Genomic DNA, 17,285 nt, shown 5'->3' on the forward strand with positions numbered 1-17,285 from the left:
CGGCCATTAACCCTATCCCTTAAACCGGCGTTAACCATACTTTAAAGGACAGCCTCTAAGACTGGACAAAAGCCCGCTTTCAAGACCGCGCGGCCGATTCGTACCTGGTTCAAGAGGAAGACTCGCCAATGTCCAACATCGTTCTCTCGGCGTCCGTTCGCCAGAACCTGTTGTCGCTGCAGTCGACGGCCGACTTGCTGGCCACGACGCAGGAGCGGCTGTCGACCGGTAAGAAGGTCAACACGGCGCTCGACAATCCCACCAACTTCTTCACGGCCCAGGGGTTGGACAACCGGGCGAGCGACATCAGCAACCTGCTGGATGGCATCAACAACGGTGTGCAGGTGCTCCAGGCGGCCAACACCGGCATCACCTCGCTGCAGAAGCTGATCGACAGCGCCAAGTCGATCGCCAACCAGGCGCTCCAGACCACGGTCGGCTATTCCACCAAATCGAACGTCTCCACCACGATTCCCGGTGCGACGCCCGCCGACCTCCGCGGCACGACCTCATATGCGAGCGCGACCGCCAAGAGCAACGTGCTCTATACCGGCGCAGCCGGTGGCGTCACCCCGGTCACGGGAACCGCCGCGCTCGGCGCCTCGCTCGGCTCGACCGCCGGCGCCTTTACCGGCACAGCGGCGCTCGCCGCCGACGGCACCACCGCACTGTCCGGTACCGCCACGCTGCTCGGCACGACCGCATCTACCACCTTCAGCACGGCGCCCGCGGACGGCGACACCCTCACGGTCAACGGCAAGACCATCACCTTCCGCACCGGTATCGCTCCGAGCACGCAGCCGACCGGCTGGGGCCTCGACGCCAGCGGACACATCGCCACGGACGGTAACGGCAATTCGATCGTCTATGAGGGAACGGCGGCTGCGCCCGGCGCGACCGTCAACGACGTTCTCAGCGCGATCGACCTCGCCAGCGGCGTCAAGACCGCGGCCATCAGCGCAGGCGCCGCAACCATCGCTGTCAGCGGCTCGGCCGGTCCTGTCGGAACGCTCCAGGTGGCATCGTCCATCTCGGGAGGCGGCGCGGTTACGCTGAAGAGCTCGACCGGTGCCGATTTGAGTGTGACGGGCAAGGCCGATTTCCTCAACAAGCTCGGTCTGACCGCGGCGACCGGTGCAGGCAATGCCAGCGTCACTGCGGCCCGATCGACCACCGCGGGCTCGCTCGGCTCTCTCGTTCAAGACGGCTCGACGCTGAACATCGACGGCCACACCATCACCTTCAAGAACGCCCAGACGCCCCAGTCGGCGATCAGCGTGACCTCCGGTGGCGTCAACGGCAACATCGTCACCGACGGCAACGGCAATTCGACCGTCTACATCCAGAGCGCGACGCTTACCGACTTGCTCAACTCGATCGACCTCGCCACCGGCGTCAAGACCGCCAGCATCTTCAACGGCGCGGCGACGCTGTCGACCACCGCGGGCCAGATCCCCTCGTCGGTCAACAGCAGCGGTCAGCTTGCGCTCTCCACCGGCATCAACGCCGACCTGTCGATCACCGGCACAGGGAATGCGCTCAACGCATTCGGTCTCAGCGGCAATACGGGAACGGCGACCGCTTTCGCCGCCGCGCGCAACTCCGGTGTCGGCGGCGTCAGCGGCAAGACGCTGACTTTCACGTCCTTCAACGGCGGCACGCCGGTGAACGTCACCTTCGGCGACGGCACCAACGGCACCGTCAAGACGCTCGACCAGCTCAATGTGCAGCTTCAGGCCAACCACCTGACGGCGACGATCGATGCCAACGGCGTGCTGACGGTCACCACCGTCAACGAATACGCATCCTCGACCCTCGGCTCGACTGCCGCCGGCGGAACGGTCGGCGGTACGATCACGGGCGTGCTGGCCTTTACCACCGCGCAGCCCCCGATTCAGGATCCCGTCGCGCAGACCGCGCGCTCCGGCCTGGTCAGCCAGTTCAACAACATCCTGGCGCAGATCGACACGACCTCGCAGGACTCGTCCTTCAACGGCGTCAACCTGCTCAACGGCGACACGCTGAAGCTGGTCTTCAACGAGAACGGCAGCTCGACGCTCGGTATCAACGGCGTGGTGTTCAACGCGGCCGGCCTCGGTCTCAGCAATCTCGTTCCGGGCACGGACTTCATCGACAACGGTGCAACCAACAAGGTGCTGGCCAGCCTGAATGCCGCTTCGAGCACGCTGCGCTCCGAGGGTTCGTCGCTCGGTTCGAATCTGTCGATCGTGCAGGTGCGTCAGGACTTCTCCAAGAACTTGATCAACGTTCTGCAGACCGGCTCGTCCAATCTGACGCTGGCCGACACCAACGAGGAAGCGGCGAACAGCCAGGCGCTGTCGACCCGCCAGTCGATCGCGGTGTCCGCGCTGTCGCTGGCCAACCAGTCGCAACAGAGCGTGCTGCAGCTGCTCCGCTAATTTCGCGGCGCAAGATCACTCATCGATTTCGCGGCGGGGCTAACGCTCCGCCGTTTATTTTAGGGAGATCGCTAAGGCAGGATTAGCTGAGATCGACGCGCACAACGCGTGACGTGTTTACAGCGTGCACATGCGCGTCTAGCTTCACGATGACGAAGAACTCCGAGACCCGTAATAATCCGGAGTGCTTCCAAGCACACATGTAAGCAAATCTTAAGCGGTGCTGCCTAGGGTCGGGAAAGAAATCCTTAAGCGCGTTCAACGGGCTAGGTAACCTCCAGGGTGTGATTGATGTCGAATTCCGCTGCCTCGGCCTACGCGCGTGTTGCAACGACCACCGCATCTCCTCGCGACATCGAAGCGCAGACCCTGCTCAAGGCAGCGAACAAGCTTCAGGATGCGATCAACAGCGCCGAGCCGTTCAGTGAGCAGACCACGCAGGCCCTGATGTTCAATCGCAAGCTCTGGACGATTTTCCTGAGCGAGGCCATGCGCGAGAACAATCCGCAGCCGATCGACGTCCGGCAGAAGATCGCCAACATCAGCGTGTTCGTGCTGAGCCAGACCGCCGCGCTGCAGATGAGCCCGCAGTTCGATCACTTCCGTCCGCTGATCGAGATCAACCGCAATATCGCCGCTGGTCTGTCCGGCCGTCCGTGATCGAGCACGGCTCGTTCCGCTTCGGCAATACCAAGTTCATGCTGACGGATAGCGGCAAGGCGCAGATCAAGAACGTCGTCACCGATCCCGCGACCGGTTCGAGCGATCTCGATGTTGCCGTTGCGACGCTCGACGCCTGATCGTCAGGCGCTGCGGTCGGTACTTGCCGGACGCGAGGGCTCGGATTTCAAATCCTGCGCATGGAAATAGGCCCGCCGGCGTAGCATTGCTTCGTCGGGGAACTGGTTGACCACCGCGTCGGTCCTGTCGTTGACGACCTGGAAGACGAACGACGCCGCCGCCTGGTCGAACACGACCTGGCGTGAGACGTTCTCGTTGCTTCGCAAATCATTACGTGCAGGCGCGCTCGCATCGCCGGCGACCACTGTCTGGCTGACGGGCAGATCGGTTTGCACGGCCTCGTTCGCCGCCGCATTCGACGTCGTTACGATCTGCATGGCGGCCGGTATCCCCACCGGCCTGATGCTGAAATCTGTACTCATGGCAGCCTCCTGGTTGCCTCACGTGAGTCAAATCCCAACCCCTCTCAATACGCAACCATGGAACACCGGGATTGAACATCCGGTAAGGAAACGTGCCTAACCGCGCGACGATGTTGCCGCGCGACTTTTCGTAAAATTGTCGCTTGTTCTTGCGCGCGCTCAGAGCGAGCGGCTGACCGCGAGCGGCGTGATGTGGCGCGGGCCCGGCGCGGCGCGTCGTCCCGCGGCCGTATAGGTGTTCGGCACGTTGCGCTTCTGGATCTCGGCGTTGACGCCGCGCACGACGCTCTCCGAGACCGCGTGAGCGGTTGCGAGCACGGTAAGGTTGACCTGGAGCATCGCGCGGAATGCATCGTGGTGCCGATGCAGCGTTGAGAGCAGTTCGGGCGCGGATTTGGCGAGCTGGGCCTGGTTCGCCTTCAACTGGGTGACGGCGCCGACATAGTTTCGCGACAACTCCTGCTTCGTGCTCTCGAGGGTCATCGCCTCGCGGACCTGACCGGCGCGCACGAGCTCGGTCTCGCGCTCGATCAGGCCGAGCAGCGCACTCATCGCATCCATCAACTGCTCGGCGATCTTGCGCGCCTCGGCGCTGCCGGGTGCGGTGTTCGGGCGCTGCGCTTGCACCGGCTGACGCGAGGCGTTGAAGTGGTTCATCTCGTTTGACCTTATGCCGTGCGGATCGTTTTTGCCTGCTGCATGATCAGGGTGCGATAGACGTCGGTGGCGATGCCGACGCCGCCGGCGTTGGCGAAATTCTTGGAATATTGCTCGGTCAGCATCGAGCGCCACACGCCGGTGCCAGGCGTGTCGCCGAACGGGCCATCGCCCTTCAGGCCCGAGGTCATCTGCGAGAACATGCTGTTGAGGAACATCGCCTCGAAGTCGGTGGCGATCTTCTGTGCCTTGGCCTGCTGCTTCGGCGGGACCTTCTGCAGTGCTGCGGCGAGATCGAAGTCCGGCCGGCCGTTGCGGCTCTCCACCGAGAAGGCGGAGCTGGCGACCCGTGCGGTGTTGACCATGCCGGTCTGCATCACATCACCTCGATGTCGGCTTCGATCGCGCCGGCGGCCTTGATCGCCTGGAGGATGCTGATCATGTCGCGCGGGCCGATGCCGAGGCCGTTGAGACCGTCCACGAGCTGCTGCAGCGAGATGCCGTCCTTGACGACGGCCAGCTTCTTGCCGTCCTCGGTGACGGTGACGCTGCTGCGCGGCGCGACCACGGTGCGCCCCCGCGACAGCGGGTTGGGCTGGCTCACCTGCGGGCTCTCGGAGATCGTGACGGTGAGGTTGCCCTGTGCGACCGCAACGGTGGCGACGCGGACGTCGCGGCCCATCACGATGATGCCACTGCGTTCGTCGATGATGATCTTGGCGGCGAGATCCGGATCGACCTGGAGCTGCTCGATCTCGGTGAGAAAGGCGACGACGTTACCCTTGAACTCCGGCGGGATCGCAAGCTGCACGGTCGATGGGTCAATCGGCTCGGCGGTCTTGACGCCGAGATAATCGTTGATCGCAGCGGCGATCCGCTTGGCCGTGGTGAAGTCGGCATTGCGCAGCGCAAGGCGGACGTTCGGCAGGCGATTGAGCGCGAACTCGATCTCGCGCTCGATGATGGCACCGTTGACGATGCGTCCGACGGTCGGAACGCCACGCACGATTTTCGCCGCCTCGCCCTCGGCCTGGAAGCCGGAGATCGCGAGCGAGCCCTGTGCGACCGAGTAGACGTTGCCGTCGGCGCCGAGCAGGGGGGTGACGAGCAGGGTGCCGCCCTGGAGATTCTTGGCGTCGCCAAGCGCGGAGACGGTGACGTCCATGCGCGTGCCCTGGGTGGCGAAGGCCGGCAGATTGCCTGTCACCATCACGGCGGCGACGTTGCCGGTGCGGATGGTGGCGCCGCGGATGTTGACGCCCATGCGCTCGAGCATCGCTTGCAGCGACTGCTTGGTGAAGGGGATGTTGTTGAGGGTGTCGCCGGTGCCGTTGAGGCCGACGACGAGGCCGTAGCCGATGAGCTGGTTCTGCCGCACGCCTTCGATGTTGGCGAGATCCTTGATGCGCGATGTCGCGCATGCAGAATTGACCGAGAGCACCAGCGCTGACAGCGCGGCGCAGGCCACTCCCACAAGTCTCACCCAACGAACGCTTGGCATCCTCTGCTCCCCGAGGCTCCTCAAATCGAAGGACCATCACGACACTCCCATGACGAGCTGGTCCGACGCTGTCCTTGCGAGCGCTGTGCCAACTCGGGGCAGCGGGGGTAGGTAGCTGAATAGGTTGAATAAATCTGTTTCGAGCGATCTCAGCCTGTGTTGTCCCTGAGGAGCGAAACTGCCGCCTGTCGGCAGATTTTGCCGGGCTGTTTACGGGCCGTTAACCATAAAACGGCGAATGTGGCGCATCGATCACCCGGATTGCTTCCGATGCGCATCTACGGACCGAACGGCACCACGCTTGGAACGCCGGCCAGCCAGGCCAGGCGGACGAGCTCCGGCACCTTCGTGCTGCCCGACACCTCGTCGGCTCCGGAGACGCGGGGCGCCGCCGCACCGAAGGCCGCCGCCAACATCGACGGGCTGCTCGCGCTGCAAGGCATTGAGGAGGATCCCGTCGAGCGTCGCAAGCGCTCTGTCGTGCGCGGAAAGACCGCGCTCGACGTGCTCGACGATCTCAAGATGGGACTTCTCTCCGGCAAGCTCGACGCCTCGACCGTGATGCGGCTGCGTGACGCTGCGGCGAACCTGAAATCGTCCTCCGGCGATCCCGGCCTGGATTCGGTGCTGTCCGAGATCGAGCTGCGCGTCGAGGTCGAGCTCGCCAAGGCCGGGCAGGCGTAGCGTCTTAAGCCGCTTCATCCTTCAACTGCGCGTCGTAGCGGCGCTGGGCGGCGAGCACGTCCTTCAGATTCTGCTCGGCCCAATCGCGCAGGGGATCGACGGCGGCGGCGAGCGTCACGCCGAGCTGCGTGATCGAGTATTCCACGGTCACCGGCACGGTTGCGATGGCGTGACGCTTGAGCAATCCATCGCGCTCGAGCGACTTGAGAACCTGGCTCAGCATCTTCTGCGAAATGCCTTCGATCGTCCGGCGCAACTGATTGAAGCGCATCGGCTCCTCGCGCAGCAGCAGCAGAATCAGCACCGCCCATTTGTCGCCGACGCGGTCGAGGATCTGTCGCGTGGGGCAGTTCGCTGCATAGACGTCTGGCTTCATCGTCGGGTCCTCACGATCCATTCCGCCCATTTGCCGGCGCCGCCGGTTACTCCTGTGTAATCAGGTAAGCACAAAGTGCTCTCTTAACACCAGCGCTCTTTGCGATATCTAGTTACCGATAGTTACCAACGAAGCAAAGGAGCCTTCCATGAAAATCACAGTTGCCGGCGCCTCGGGCCGGGCCGGGTCGGAGATCACCAAGGAACTGTCCCGCCGCGGCCACACGGTTACTGCCATCGCCCGCAACCCCGAGAAGATCGCGGCCCTGCCGAACGTCATCCCGACCAAGGGGGACGTGCTCGACCAGTCAGGCCTTACCAAGCTGTGGGCCGGGCACGACGTCGCCGTGAGTTCCGTGCACTTCCTGGCCAGCGACGCGCTCAAGCTGATCGGCGCGGCCAAGGACTCGAAGGTCGGTCGTTACCTCGTCGTCGGCGGCGCCGGCAGCCTGGAGGTCGCTCCGGGCGTCAAACTGGTGACAACTCCCGGCTTTCCGGCTCAGTACAAGGCTGAGGCGGAGGCAGGTTCGGCCTTTCTCGACCTGCTGCGGCAGGAAAAGGCGCTGAACTGGACTTTCATCTCGCCGTCGGCCCTGTTCATCGAGGGGGAGCGCACCGGCAAGTTCCGGCTTGGGACGGATCAGCTTCTCGCAGATGCGAACGGCAAAAGCTGGATCACCTTCGCGGATTACGCCATCGCGCTCGCCGACGAGATCGAGCGGCCCGCCCATGAGAGGCAACGTTTCACGGTCGGCTACTAGGCCTACGGCCGCTCCCGGGCCCTTCAGGATAAACCTTTCCTGTGCAAGGGCTTGGGGGCGCCGGTCGGACGATCAGGGAAACATTGTCTGTCACAGGAGGCCGCTATATAACGCCCCGCTCAGCGGACCCCGTTCCGCGTACGAGTCGTTGCTTAGACAGATAGGCCGCCCTTGGAAAAGTTGAAAAACTACCGACCGACCGAAAAAGAGCCTTTCATGAACGACAGGCAGAAGGAGTACTTCCGCTTGAAGCTCCTCGCCTGGAAGGATGAGATCCTCAAAGAGTCCAAGCTCACCCTGCAAGCCCTGCAGGAGGAGAACGTGAACCACCCCGATCTCGCCGATCGGGCATCGTCCGAAACCGACCGCGCCATCGAACTCCGTGCCCGCGACCGCCAGCGCAAGTTGATCGCCAAGATCGACGCCGCGCTCCAGCGTATCGAGGACAACACCTACGGCTATTGCGAGGACACCGGCGAGCCGATCTCGTTGAAGCGGCTCGAGGCTCGTCCCATCGCGACGCTCTCGGTGGAGGCGCAGGAGCGCCACGAGAAACGCGAGAAGGTCTATCGCGACGAATAGAGTCCGAGCCGCAGCGATGCGGCTCTTTGTTTTTTGACGCAAGGCGCGCCTTTTCGCGCCCTGATCGGCATTTTGCCTGTCGCTTGCAACCGCGCGCTTCGGCGCGCGAGCGCAATCGCGAAAAGTGAATCGCGATCAATGGGCTAGACTCAACTCCTCCGAGCTCACGTGAGTTCGGATGAGAAACAGCCTTCACTTCAGGTGCGGGAGGTTTTGCGAGTCGCATCAAGGACATCGACTCGAATGCTGAGGCACTGATCCAGCAGCTTCACGTCTTGCTGCATCAGGCCTGTTGCTACGCTCTAAGGCGCGCATCCCCATAAAGCCCGGACCAGCTCAATATTTCCTTAAACGCCGGCGCAGCCCATGCGGCTTGCCATGATGTGGCCGCTCAGCGTCAGCAGCTCATCCAGCTTGGGCTCGCAATGACGTGCAGCCGCGCGGCCTCCTGCGCTTGTCACGCCCCGGCGGGGATGCTGAAGTGCCGTCCTCGATTGTGGTGTGTAGGAGCCGGCGCCGATGGACAGAATTCTCGCAGCCGCAAAGGCGATCGCGCTGGCGCGCCGCAACCATGCGCCGCTCGCGCCGCTCGAAGTTCCTCCGGCCGATGAAGCCGAGGGCTATCAGGTCCAGCGCGCGCTGCACGATCTGCTGCTGCCGCATGCCGGCCCGCTGGTCGGCTACAAGATCGGCTGCACCAGCCAGGTGATGCAGGATTACATCGGCATTCCACACCCATGCGGCGGCGGCGTGTTCCAGAAGGGCGTGCACGACACCGGCGTGCAGCTCGCGGCTGCCGACTATGTCCGGGTCGGCGTCGAATGCGAGATCGCGGTGCGGCTGAAGCGCAATCTCGCCGCCGGCGAGGCGCCGTTCACGGCCGAATGGGTCGGCGAAGCGGTCGAGGCCTATCATCCCGCGATCGAGATCGTCGACGACCGCTATGTGAAGTGGGAAACCATGGGCGCGCCGACGCTGATCGCCGACGATTTCTTCGCCGCCGGCTGCGTGCTGGGCGAGGTCGTGCCGCGCTCGTCGGTGCCTGACCTGAATGCGATCAAAGGCCGCGCCATCGTCAACGGCGAAGAGGTCAGCCATGGCACCGGCGCCGACGTGCTCGGCCATCCCCACAACGCACTCGCCTGGCTCGCCAACCATCTCGCCGCCGAGGGCAAGGGTCTGCACGCGGGACAGCTCGTTCTCACCGGGAGCCTGGTGAAGACGCTGTGGCTGAAAGCCGGCGACAAGGTGCGGATGGAGCTGGACGGGCTGGGCACGGTGGAGGCGGAGTTTACGTGATCTCTCCGCGTCATTGCGAGCAAAGCGAAGCAATCCAGAGTCCCTCCGCGGTGGCGGTCTGGATTGCTTCGCTTCGCTCGCAATGACGGAGGTTAGGGCAGCGGTGTCGCTACGATCGCGCATCTGGCCAGTTGTATGCAGCCATCGCCAAAATACATGCGGCCCTCGCCAGGGGAGCTAGCGAGGGCCGCGTCGTACATCGTCGTCCGCGCCTAGGTTCGCGAACACGATGTGGGAGCTCGGGAGAAGTTAGAAGGGCAGCAGCACGTCCATGACTTGCTGGCCGTAGCGCGGTTGCTGCACGTCCATGATCTGGCCGCGGCCGCCGTATGCGATGCGGGCCTGCGCGATCTTGGTGGAATCGATGGTGTTGTCGCTCTGGATGTCTTCGGGGCGGACGATGCCGGCGACGATGAGCTCGCGAATTTCGTAGTTGACGCGGATTTCCTGCTTGCCTTCGACCACGAGGTTGCCATTGGGCAGGACCTGTGTGACGACCGCCGCGACGTTGGTCTGCAACGCTTCCTTGCGGTCCACGCTTCCTTTGCCCTCGCTGGACGCGGTCGAGTCGGCGGTGAGGATGCGTCCGGGCAACACCTTCTGCGCTTGGGCGCCCAAGGTCTTGGCGCCGATGAAGTCGGTGATTCCGGAATCTTCCTTGTTGGTGCGGCTGCGCTGGGTGTCGTTTTCGATATTGGCCTTGTCGGTGATGTTCACGGCCACCGTCAGGATATCGCCGACCTGATGGGCGCGCTGGTCCTTGAAGAAGGCGCGGCTGCCGCTGCGCCACAGCGAGTTCGGATTGTAGGAGGCGACCTCGGGCTTCGGCATCGGCATCTGCACCGGCTTGTAGCCGGGCTGCGTCGTCGGATTATCGATCGCCGACAATTTCGGCTGCTCGCCGATCTGCGACAGGCGGTCGATCGAAGAGCAGCCGCTCGCCAGCGCGCAAGTCGCCAGCAGCAGGGCAGAGATCGCGATGCGACGGGGACGAAAAGCCGAACTGAACGTGGACATGACTTACTCTGACTTGGCTGGAGCTTGCGAGACGCGGACTTGCGGGATCTGGGCTTGCGCGATCTGGGCCGGGGATGCCGGGGTCTGGACCAGGTTCCGAACGAGGGCTGCGGTATCGACGGGGGCGGGCGCCTCGTCGCGCTTGAGCGAGGAGGTCTGCTCGACCGCAGCCGGCATCGGCGCGGCCTGGCTGGCGCCCTGGACCGTCACCTGCCCGCGGCCTGTGACGACGCCGCTCAGCGTGCGCTTGGTCTGCAGGTTGAGCACGCTGATGGTGTCGCCCTCGGCGCCGCTCTCGATCGCCTTGCCGCGCGTGGTGAGATAGATTCCGGGAACCTGGTAAATGACGGTGACGTTCTGGTCGCGTTGCACGAAATCGGGCTTGACGATGTCGGCGACGCGGATCGGCGTTCCCGCCCGCATCGGCCGGCGAAGCTGCATGCCGAGCGTGCGATCGCGCGAGGCGGCCTCACCGGTGACCTCGGCCTTCGGCCGGCGTTCCATGGCGACGTCGGAGGACTTCAGGAGATCGACGCGATCGATGTCGCGCGTCAGCACGGCCACTTCCACCGTCTCGATCGCGTTGCCGGTGAAACGCAGCTTGGTCGGCGCCGGATTGTTGTCGTTGTTGATCTCGAAGGCGATGTCGAAACGGCCGCTGCGGGCGTCGTAGCGGGTTGCGACCGGCTGCAGCACGCCGGTGTTGGAGGCATCCAACCGCATGTCGGCGATGCCGCGGTCGAACGTGACGGTGATGTTGGCGGCATCGCCAAGTCCGAAGCGGCGCTCAAGCGCCGAGGCGACCGCGGTTTCGAGGTCCTTGTTCGCCAGCGTGCGGGCGAGACGAGTGACCTGGACCTCCTTGATGTCGCCGGTCATCACGCCGATCACCTGCTTTGCGCGCAACACCGCCAGCACCTGCGCGACCGGCAGCGCACCGGTGGTGCCGAGATCGGGCGAGCGGTAGAGCGGGATCAGCGCGGCCGAGCCGGCATTGTCGATGAGATCGCCGACCCGCACCACGTCCGAGGTTACGGTGATGCTCGCGCGCAGCGTCGGCGTCGCGATGAAATCGTCGGCGGCCCGTGCGGGCAGCGCCAGCACGAGGAGAGCGGAGATCGTGGCGAGGGTGGTGCGGATCATCGTCATCACCTCAGCGGAACAGCGCCGTGGTCGATTGCATCATCTGGTCGGCGGCGCTGATCACCTTGGCGTTCATCTCGTAGGCCCGCTGAGCGGCGATCAGGTCGCTCATTTCCGAGACGACGTCGACATTGGCCTGCTCGAGGCTGCTCTGGGTGATGTTGCCGAAACCCTCCGAGCTCGCGGTGCCGTCCTGCGGCGGGCCGGAGGAGGGCGTCTCGGTGAACTGATTGTTGCCGACCGGCTGGAGGCCGGCTTTGTTAATGAATCGGGTCAGGCCGATCTGGCCCTGGACGGCCGAGGTCGACGAACCCGGCAGCGTCACCGAGACCTGGCCCTGCACGTTGATGGTGAGGCCCGAGGCGTTGTTCGGGATCGTGATCGTCGGTTGCACCGGGTTGCCCTGCGCGGTGACGATGCGCCCCTGATTGTCCATCTGGAAGGTGCCGTCGCGGGTGTACTGGTAGCTGCCGTCGGGCATCAGGATCTTGAAGAAGCCTTCGCCCGTGATGGCCATGTCGAGGTCGTTGCCGGTCTGCGACAGCGTGCCCTGGGTCATGCTGCGCGGCGTGCCGACGGTCTTGACGCCGCCGCCGATGTCGACGCCGACCGGCAGGATGGTGCCCTGGTCTGAGGACTGGGCGCCGACGCGGCGGACGTGTTCGTAGATCAGGTCCTGGAACGCCGCGGTCTGCTTCTTGAAGCCGGTGGTGCGCAGGTTCGCGATGTTGTTGGAAATCACCTGAACGTTGAGTTCCTGTGCCGCCATTCCGGTTGCTGCGGTGTGAAGCGCCTGCATGTCAGTTCTCCCTCAATCAGGCCGGAACGTCGGCGAGCTTCTCGATCGCCGACTTGTGCATGTCACTCTGCTGCTGGAGCAGGTTGGCGATGGCGGTGTAGCTGCGCATGACTTCGACCATGCGGCTCATCTCACCGACCGAGTTCACGTTCGACTTCTCGACATAGCCCTGCTGCACGGTCGACTTGGTGTCGGCCTGCGGGACCGCGGAGCCGATGTTGTAAAGGTTGGCGCCGAGCTTGGTCAGCTTGGCCGGATCGTCGAACGAGGCCATGCGGATCTTGCCGCGGATCGAATCGTTCTTGGCCGTGCCCTCGAGCACGGTAATGGTGCCGTCCGGCGCGACGTTGATGTCGTGGTCGGTCGGCTGGAAGGTGATCGGGCCGCCGGTGCCCAGCACGAGGTTGCCGTCGGAGGTGACGAGCTGGCCGGTGCTGTTGAGCGAGAACTTGCCGTCGCGGGTGTAGCGCTCGGCGCCATTGGCCTGAACTGCGAAATAGGCGTTGCCGCTGATCGCCATGTCGAGCGGATTCTTGGTCGGCTCCATCGGCCCCTGGCCGACGTCGCGGAAGGTGCCGCGGTCCTGCACATAGGAGACCCGGCGGTCGGAGCCGACGAAATTGTCCTCACGCGCGTTCGAGTTGAGGTACTCCTCGAACAGCGAATGATCGGCCTTGAAGCCGTTGGTGTTGGCGTTGGCGACGTTGTTGGCGATGACATCCATCTGCCGTTCCAACGTCATCTGTCGTGACAAGCCGATCAGAAGCGCGTTCTGCATCGGAAATCTCCCCTGAGTGAGATCTGCCAGCTCGCTCTCCCAAGCGCATTGGCCGATCCCGTGAACGAAACCTTGGGTTCTCCCAAACCTTGGGTCTCGGTCCTTTCTCAGCGAAAGTCGTGCCAAGCTGGAAAACTTTGTAAATTCAACGTTTTGTCTATTTTTCGAGGGTGCGGGGAGGCGGCAGAAAGGGTCTGTTAGCCATGTTTGCCCGGCAGATTTTTCCTAGCGAAGGTCCAATCGAAAGGTTCCGTTAACCATTATTACCGTAGCGTTTGCGGGTAAGAGGAGCACTGCGCTGGGGCATTTGTATCGCGTCACTGTCTGCCAGGAGCTTCGCTCTTTCGACCCCTTGAGAGATGAGCGAGCGCGGCGATCATGGCAGAGAATGAAGCGGAAGGCGGCGCAGGCGCGGAAGCCGCTCCGCCCAAGAACAAGTTCAAGCTGATGATCATGGCGGTAGGCCTGCTCGCCGTTCTCGGCGGCGGCGCCGCGACCTGGTTCTTCTTTTTCCGTCACGGCGACGACGAGCATCACGCCGAGGTGGCGCCCCCGCCGAAGCCGCCGTCTTTCGTCGAGGTTCCCGACATCATGGTCAACCTCGCCGGCGCGCCGGGCGAGCGCGTCCAATATCTGAAGCTCAAGATCGTGCTGGAGCTGAAGGAAGAGAAGCAGGTCGAGGCGATCAAGCCGACGATGCCGCGCATCACCGACATCTTCCAGACCTATGCGCGCGAGCTCCGCTCCTCCGACCTCAACGGTTCCGCCGGCATCTTCCGCCTCAAGGAAGAGCTGACCAAGCGCGTCAACGCGGCGGTCGCTCCGGTCCAGGTCAGCGCGGTGCTGTTCAAGGAAGTCGTGATCCAGTGAGCATGACGGGCTAGGGATCATGGCAGGTACCGACCAACCAGACCAGGATGCAATTGCCGCCCAATGGGAGGCCTCGCTCGATTCCGAGGATCCCGCCGAGGCCGCGAAGGCTGCTGCCGAAAACGAACTATCCGAGACCATGGCCCTGCAATGGGCGGCCATGGTCGAGGATGGCAGCCGCGATCTCGGCGCCGGCAAGAATTCCGGCGAACGGGTGCTGTCGCAGGAGGAGATCGACAACCTCCTCGGCTTTGCGGTCGGCGACGTCACGCTCGACGATCATTCCGGCATTCGCGCCATCATCGATTCGGCGATGGTCTCCTACGAGCGTCTGCCGATGCTCGAAATCGTCTTCGACCGCCTGGTGCGGTTGCTGACGACCTCCTTGCGCAATTTCACCTCCGACAACGTCGAAGTCTCGCTCGACCGCATCACCTCGGTGCGCTTCGGCGACTACATGAACTCCATCCCGCTGCCCGCCGTCCTCACCGTCTTCAAGGCCGAAGAGTGGGACAATTTCGGCATGGCCGTGGTCGATTCCAGCCTGATCTACTCGATGATCGACGTGCTGCTCGGCGGCCGCCGCGGCTCGAGCCAGCTCCGCATCGAGGGCCGGCCCTACACCACGATCGAGACGGAATTGGTCAAGCGGCTGGTCGAAGTCGTCATGGCCGATGCCGAACAGGCGTTCCGGCCGCTGTCGCCGGTGACCTTCACCATCGACCGGCTCGAGACCAACCCGCGTTTCGCCGCGATCAGCCGTCCTGCCAACGCCGCGATCCTGGTGCGCCTGCGTATCGACATGGAAGATCGCGGCGGCAACATCGAGCTGCTGCTGCCTTACGCGACCATCGAGCCGATCCGGGGCGTCCTGCTCCAGATGTTCATGGGCGAAAAGTTCGGCCGCGACCAGATCTGGGAAGGCCATTTCGCCACCGAGATCGTGCAGGCCGAGATCTCCGTCGACGCCGTGCTCTACGAAGCCGACATTCCGCTCAAGCAGCTGATGCGGCTGAAGGTCGGCGACACGCTGCCGCTTGACATGCGTGCGGATGCCAACGTCACCGTTCGCTGCGGCGACGTCACCATCACCGAAGGACGCATGGGCCGGGTCGGCGACCGCGTCGCGATACGGGTGACGAAACCCTTGCGCAAGCCAAGTACGACACTTGCGATGTTCGAAAAGGTCGACGAGCAGAACAAGATGATGGAGGCCCCATGAACCACTCCCTAGGAATGGCGATCGAGACGCTGGTGGCTATCCTGTTGATGCTGACCATCGTCTACTGCGTCACGCTCAACAAGCGACTGACGCGGCTGAAGGCGGACGAGCATTCGCTGAAGGCGGTCATCGGCGAGCTGATCACCGCAACCGAGATCGCCGAGCGCGCGATCGGCGGGCTGAAGCTCGCCGTGCGCGACGTCAACGAGAACCTCGGCAGCCAGCTCGCGTCGGCGACCCAGATGTCCGAGCAGCTCTACAAGCAGCTCGGCGAAGCCGACAACGTGGTGCGGCGCCTGTCCAAGATCGCAATCGCCGCGCGCCCCGTGACGAACCCGGAAACGGTCGCCGCGCCCGCAGCCAAGCCCTCGTCGGCGAAGGCGGTGGCGGCTGCGGCCGAAGCCTTCTCCGAGCGCCGACGCTCCAACGGTCTTGCCGCATAAAGTCAGGGTATGAAGTCTTTTCGCAACATCCGCGTCATTCCGATCGTGCTGGTTGCCGTCGCTGGCCTCGCCACGCTGAAGGTCACGGGTCTTGTGATCAATGGCGGCTATGTCTTCGACTACAAGTCGGGGCCGACCAAGAAGTCCTGGGCGCAGGAGAATCTGAACTTCCCGGCCAGCCGTGAGGATCCCGATATCACCGGCTCGACCCATGGCGCGCCGAAGGAGGCGCCGAAGCCGGCCGCACCGGACACCAAGTCCGAAGGCGCCGCGGTCAGGGAGGAAGCCCAGCCGCAGATCTCCGCCTCGGAGCACGCGATCCTGGAACGCCTGCAGTCGCGCCGCCAGGAGATCGAGGCCCGCCAGCGCGAGATCGACATCCGCGAGAGCCTGTTGAAATCCGCGGAGAAGCGCATCGAAAACAAGGTCGAGGAGATGAAGGCGGTAGAAACTCGTATCTCCGCGACGCAGGCCGAGCAGAAGGCCGCCGAAGCCCAGCGCATGAAGGGCCTCGTGACCATGTATGAGGGCATGAAGCCGAAGGACGCCGCACGGGTCTTTGACCGGCTCGAGATGGGCGTACTGATCGAGATCGCCTCGCAGATCGCGCCGCGAAAAATGTCGGACATCATGGGATTGATGTCCCCGGAGGCCGCCGAGCGGCTGACGGTCGAGATGGCCCGTCGGGCCAATGGCGGCGGCGATCAGTCCGCCTCGGCCGGCGAGCTGCCCAAGATCGACGGCAAGCCGACCCAAAAGCCGAATTGAGGGCTCAAGTCGAAGCGTGCTTCGGCAACCCGCGCGCTATTCCGCGGTGCTTCAGCGAGGCCGAGCGAGAGGCTCGCGTGTCTAGTTCACGAGCGCCGGTTGCACCCTGCGGCCAGCGAGGCGCAACTGCTTCTCCCCACGAGGAAGAATCCGAGACTGCTGCTTGGTCAGCGCGGCCTTCGTGATACGAGTCACGAGCTGCAGCGTGCTATGGCAACAGGAACATTCATATACTTTCAGGGCATATCCTCTGGCGATCGGAACGACTGCGACGACCGCTCTCGCCCTGCTACATACAATGCAACCGGCTTCTCCGCTCATTGATTACCCCCCAAGCTAACCAATCGATTCTTCGCCGAGATCGCATCTGATTCAGAGTCGCTCGCGAACCGCAACTCCTCGGAGGTTGTGAGTGCGCGCGCTCAGCAACTCATCGAAGCCGCGGATCCAAGCTCCCGCCGCGGATGCAGACGCAGCAGGCGGCACCTTCTGAGACTGCGATGAGTTGACGCGCGCAGATGTGAGGTGGCGTACAGTGACGCGTTAAGACTTCGTCCTAGGCTTCCACCATTCGCAATCAGCAGCGCAGGAGGAGGCCATGAACTACTCGTCCGCGGGAGAACGCGTCATTGAGGCCGTCAACCGTCTCCTCATAGCGGCGATGACGTCCGCCTGGACATCCACCCTAAGTCACCAGCATACAGCGCCGCCCGAAGAGGGCGAAAGCAACGATGACGAATCTTGTCTCGATGGAGAGAATTCCTCCGCGCCGGATGGCGCCGGCAAGCGACACTGAAGACGCG

21 protein-coding genes are annotated in these 17,285 nt (G+C 63.7%); 12 read left to right on the forward strand and 9 right to left on the reverse strand.

Annotated elements, in window-relative coordinates; genetic code table 11:
* The first annotated feature begins 128 nt into the window (after window positions 1-128).
* The 3 genes from GWG67_RS14510 to GWG67_RS14520 all read left to right on the forward strand — a co-directional run bounded on the left by GWG67_RS14510 (window position 129) and on the right by GWG67_RS14520 (window position 3,220).
* A complete protein-coding gene (locus GWG67_RS14510; protein WP_275169991.1) occupies window positions 129-2,420 on the forward strand; it encodes a DUF1522 domain-containing protein in 2,292 nt (763 codons plus the stop codon).
* Between the two features lie 291 nt (window positions 2,421-2,711).
* Window positions 2,712-3,080 carry a flagellar biosynthesis regulator FlaF gene (gene flaF, locus GWG67_RS14515; protein WP_007612319.1) on the forward strand — a complete coding sequence of 123 codons (369 nt, stop codon included), beginning with the start codon at window positions 2,712-2,714 and terminating at the stop codon, window positions 3,078-3,080.
* Complete coding sequence (locus tag GWG67_RS14520; protein WP_275169992.1) at window positions 3,077-3,220, forward strand: hypothetical protein; 144 nt, start codon at window positions 3,077-3,079, stop codon at window positions 3,218-3,220. The genes flaF and GWG67_RS14520 overlap by 4 nt, the downstream gene beginning before the upstream one ends.
* Before the next feature lie 3 nt (window positions 3,221-3,223).
* Here GWG67_RS14520 and GWG67_RS14525 read toward each other — a convergent pair whose 3' ends face one another.
* The 4 genes from GWG67_RS14525 to GWG67_RS14540 all read right to left on the reverse strand — a co-directional run bounded on the left by GWG67_RS14525 (window position 3,224) and on the right by GWG67_RS14540 (window position 5,741).
* The gene (locus tag GWG67_RS14525) at window positions 3,224-3,583 is read right to left on the reverse strand and encodes a hypothetical protein (RefSeq protein ID WP_275169993.1); all 360 of its coding nucleotides are present in this window, start codon (window positions 3,581-3,583) and stop codon (window positions 3,224-3,226) included.
* A 159-nt stretch (window positions 3,584-3,742) separates the two neighbouring features.
* Entirely contained in the window at window positions 3,743-4,240 is a 498-nt protein-coding gene (locus GWG67_RS14530) for a hypothetical protein (RefSeq protein WP_275169994.1), read from the reverse strand.
* Window positions 4,241-4,251: 11 nt separating this feature from the next.
* A complete protein-coding gene (flgJ, locus tag GWG67_RS14535; RefSeq protein ID WP_275169995.1) occupies window positions 4,252-4,617 on the reverse strand; it encodes a flagellar assembly peptidoglycan hydrolase FlgJ in 366 nt (121 codons plus the stop codon).
* Window positions 4,617-5,741, reverse strand: coding sequence for a flagellar basal body P-ring protein FlgI (locus GWG67_RS14540; protein ID WP_275169996.1), 1,125 nt, complete (start codon window positions 5,739-5,741; stop codon window positions 4,617-4,619). Before GWG67_RS14540 ends, flgJ begins: the two co-directional genes overlap by 1 nt.
* Before the next feature lie 270 nt (window positions 5,742-6,011).
* On the opposite strand from GWG67_RS14540, the gene GWG67_RS14545 reads away from it, so the two are divergent.
* Complete coding sequence (locus tag GWG67_RS14545; RefSeq protein ID WP_007602121.1) at window positions 6,012-6,425, forward strand: flagellar assembly protein FliX; 414 nt, start codon at window positions 6,012-6,014, stop codon at window positions 6,423-6,425.
* 4 nt (window positions 6,426-6,429) lie between these two features.
* Here GWG67_RS14545 and GWG67_RS14550 read toward each other — a convergent pair whose 3' ends face one another.
* A complete protein-coding gene (locus GWG67_RS14550) occupies window positions 6,430-6,801 on the reverse strand; it encodes a helix-turn-helix domain-containing protein (protein WP_275169997.1) in 372 nt (123 codons plus the stop codon).
* A 148-nt stretch (window positions 6,802-6,949) separates the two neighbouring features.
* On the opposite strand from GWG67_RS14550, the gene GWG67_RS14555 reads away from it, so the two are divergent.
* The 3 genes from GWG67_RS14555 to GWG67_RS14565 all read left to right on the forward strand — a co-directional run bounded on the left by GWG67_RS14555 (window position 6,950) and on the right by GWG67_RS14565 (window position 9,442).
* Entirely contained in the window at window positions 6,950-7,561 is a 612-nt protein-coding gene (locus GWG67_RS14555; RefSeq protein WP_275169998.1) for an NAD(P)-dependent oxidoreductase, read from the forward strand.
* A gap of 216 nt (window positions 7,562-7,777) precedes the next feature.
* Entirely contained in the window at window positions 7,778-8,143 is a 366-nt protein-coding gene (dksA, locus tag GWG67_RS14560; RefSeq protein ID WP_008554760.1) for an RNA polymerase-binding protein DksA, read from the forward strand.
* A gap of 519 nt (window positions 8,144-8,662) precedes the next feature.
* Window positions 8,663-9,442 carry a 2-keto-4-pentenoate hydratase gene (locus GWG67_RS14565; protein ID WP_275169999.1) on the forward strand — a complete coding sequence of 260 codons (780 nt, stop codon included), beginning with the start codon at window positions 8,663-8,665 and terminating at the stop codon, window positions 9,440-9,442.
* Between the two features lie 249 nt (window positions 9,443-9,691).
* Here GWG67_RS14565 and flgH read toward each other — a convergent pair whose 3' ends face one another.
* From flgH to flgF, 4 genes are read right to left on the reverse strand one after another with little or no spacing between them, the layout of a single operon-like run.
* Window positions 9,692-10,459 carry a flagellar basal body L-ring protein FlgH gene (gene flgH, locus GWG67_RS14570; protein WP_018456424.1) on the reverse strand — a complete coding sequence of 256 codons (768 nt, stop codon included), beginning with the start codon at window positions 10,457-10,459 and terminating at the stop codon, window positions 9,692-9,694.
* Window positions 10,460-10,462: 3 nt separating this feature from the next.
* Entirely contained in the window at window positions 10,463-11,602 is a 1,140-nt protein-coding gene (flgA, locus tag GWG67_RS14575) for a flagellar basal body P-ring formation chaperone FlgA (protein WP_275170000.1), read from the reverse strand.
* A 10-nt stretch (window positions 11,603-11,612) separates the two neighbouring features.
* Window positions 11,613-12,401: a flagellar basal-body rod protein FlgG gene (gene flgG, locus GWG67_RS14580; RefSeq protein ID WP_007602131.1), complete on the reverse strand. Its 789-nt coding sequence runs from the start codon at window positions 12,399-12,401 to the stop codon at window positions 11,613-11,615.
* Between the two features lie 16 nt (window positions 12,402-12,417).
* A complete protein-coding gene (gene flgF, locus GWG67_RS14585; protein WP_275170001.1) occupies window positions 12,418-13,179 on the reverse strand; it encodes a flagellar basal-body rod protein FlgF in 762 nt (253 codons plus the stop codon).
* A 378-nt stretch (window positions 13,180-13,557) separates the two neighbouring features.
* Here flgF and fliL point away from each other — a divergent pair, with 378 nt between their 5' ends.
* The 5 genes from fliL to GWG67_RS14610 all read left to right on the forward strand — a co-directional run bounded on the left by fliL (window position 13,558) and on the right by GWG67_RS14610 (window position 17,278).
* Complete coding sequence (gene fliL, locus GWG67_RS14590; RefSeq protein ID WP_275170002.1) at window positions 13,558-14,049, forward strand: flagellar basal body-associated protein FliL; 492 nt, start codon at window positions 13,558-13,560, stop codon at window positions 14,047-14,049.
* Between the two features lie 19 nt (window positions 14,050-14,068).
* Window positions 14,069-15,271 carry a flagellar motor switch protein FliM gene (gene fliM / locus GWG67_RS14595; protein WP_027567600.1) on the forward strand — a complete coding sequence of 401 codons (1,203 nt, stop codon included), beginning with the start codon at window positions 14,069-14,071 and terminating at the stop codon, window positions 15,269-15,271.
* A complete protein-coding gene (locus GWG67_RS14600) occupies window positions 15,268-15,714 on the forward strand; it encodes a DUF6468 domain-containing protein (RefSeq protein ID WP_007612299.1) in 447 nt (148 codons plus the stop codon). The genes fliM and GWG67_RS14600 overlap by 4 nt, the downstream gene beginning before the upstream one ends.
* 9 nt (window positions 15,715-15,723) lie before the next feature.
* The gene (locus GWG67_RS14605) at window positions 15,724-16,482 is read left to right on the forward strand and encodes a MotE family protein (RefSeq protein ID WP_275170003.1); all 759 of its coding nucleotides are present in this window, start codon (window positions 15,724-15,726) and stop codon (window positions 16,480-16,482) included.
* Window positions 16,483-17,080: 598 nt separating this feature from the next.
* Window positions 17,081-17,278, forward strand: coding sequence for a hypothetical protein (locus GWG67_RS14610; RefSeq protein ID WP_275170004.1), 198 nt, complete (start codon window positions 17,081-17,083; stop codon window positions 17,276-17,278).
* Window positions 17,279-17,285 lie beyond the last annotated feature (7 nt).

This window comes from Bradyrhizobium sp. CSS354, from assembly GCF_029051725.1.
Lineage (GTDB): Bacteria > Pseudomonadota > Alphaproteobacteria > Rhizobiales > Xanthobacteraceae > Bradyrhizobium.

Bases quoted from the DNA above. Each gene is read 5' to 3' on its own strand.
- flaF (WP_007612319.1), top strand. From the start codon at position 2,712: ATGTCGAATTCCGCTGCCTCGGCCTACGCGCGTGTTGCAACGACCACC.
- GWG67_RS14600 (WP_007612299.1), top strand. From the start codon at position 15,268: ATGAACCACTCCCTAGGAATGGCGATCGAGACGCTGGTGGCTATCCTG.
- flgG (WP_007602131.1), bottom strand. From the start codon at position 12,401: ATGCAGGCGCTTCACACCGCAGCAACCGGAATGGCGGCACAGGAACTC.
- GWG67_RS14555 (WP_275169998.1), top strand. From the start codon at position 6,950: ATGAAAATCACAGTTGCCGGCGCCTCGGGCCGGGCCGGGTCGGAGATC.
- GWG67_RS14550 (WP_275169997.1), bottom strand. From the start codon at position 6,801: ATGAAGCCAGACGTCTATGCAGCGAACTGCCCCACGCGACAGATCCTC.
- fliM (WP_027567600.1), top strand. From the start codon at position 14,069: ATGGCAGGTACCGACCAACCAGACCAGGATGCAATTGCCGCCCAATGG.
- flgF (WP_275170001.1), bottom strand. From the start codon at position 13,179: ATGCAGAACGCGCTTCTGATCGGCTTGTCACGACAGATGACGTTGGAA.
- GWG67_RS14530 (WP_275169994.1), bottom strand. From the start codon at position 4,240: ATGAACCACTTCAACGCCTCGCGTCAGCCGGTGCAAGCGCAGCGCCCG.
- flgA (WP_275170000.1), bottom strand. From the start codon at position 11,602: ATGATCCGCACCACCCTCGCCACGATCTCCGCTCTCCTCGTGCTGGCG.
- GWG67_RS14565 (WP_275169999.1), top strand. From the start codon at position 8,663: ATGGACAGAATTCTCGCAGCCGCAAAGGCGATCGCGCTGGCGCGCCGC.
- GWG67_RS14610 (WP_275170004.1), top strand. From the start codon at position 17,081: ATGAACTACTCGTCCGCGGGAGAACGCGTCATTGAGGCCGTCAACCGT.
- flgJ (WP_275169995.1), bottom strand. From the start codon at position 4,617: ATGCAGACCGGCATGGTCAACACCGCACGGGTCGCCAGCTCCGCCTTC.
- GWG67_RS14545 (WP_007602121.1), top strand. From the start codon at position 6,012: ATGCGCATCTACGGACCGAACGGCACCACGCTTGGAACGCCGGCCAGC.
- GWG67_RS14510 (WP_275169991.1), top strand. From the start codon at position 129: ATGTCCAACATCGTTCTCTCGGCGTCCGTTCGCCAGAACCTGTTGTCG.
- flgH (WP_018456424.1), bottom strand. From the start codon at position 10,459: ATGTCCACGTTCAGTTCGGCTTTTCGTCCCCGTCGCATCGCGATCTCT.
- GWG67_RS14525 (WP_275169993.1), bottom strand. From the start codon at position 3,583: ATGAGTACAGATTTCAGCATCAGGCCGGTGGGGATACCGGCCGCCATG.
- fliL (WP_275170002.1), top strand. From the start codon at position 13,558: ATGGCAGAGAATGAAGCGGAAGGCGGCGCAGGCGCGGAAGCCGCTCCG.
- GWG67_RS14540 (WP_275169996.1), bottom strand. From the start codon at position 5,741: ATGCCAAGCGTTCGTTGGGTGAGACTTGTGGGAGTGGCCTGCGCCGCG.
- dksA (WP_008554760.1), top strand. From the start codon at position 7,778: ATGAACGACAGGCAGAAGGAGTACTTCCGCTTGAAGCTCCTCGCCTGG.
- GWG67_RS14605 (WP_275170003.1), top strand. From the start codon at position 15,724: ATGAAGTCTTTTCGCAACATCCGCGTCATTCCGATCGTGCTGGTTGCC.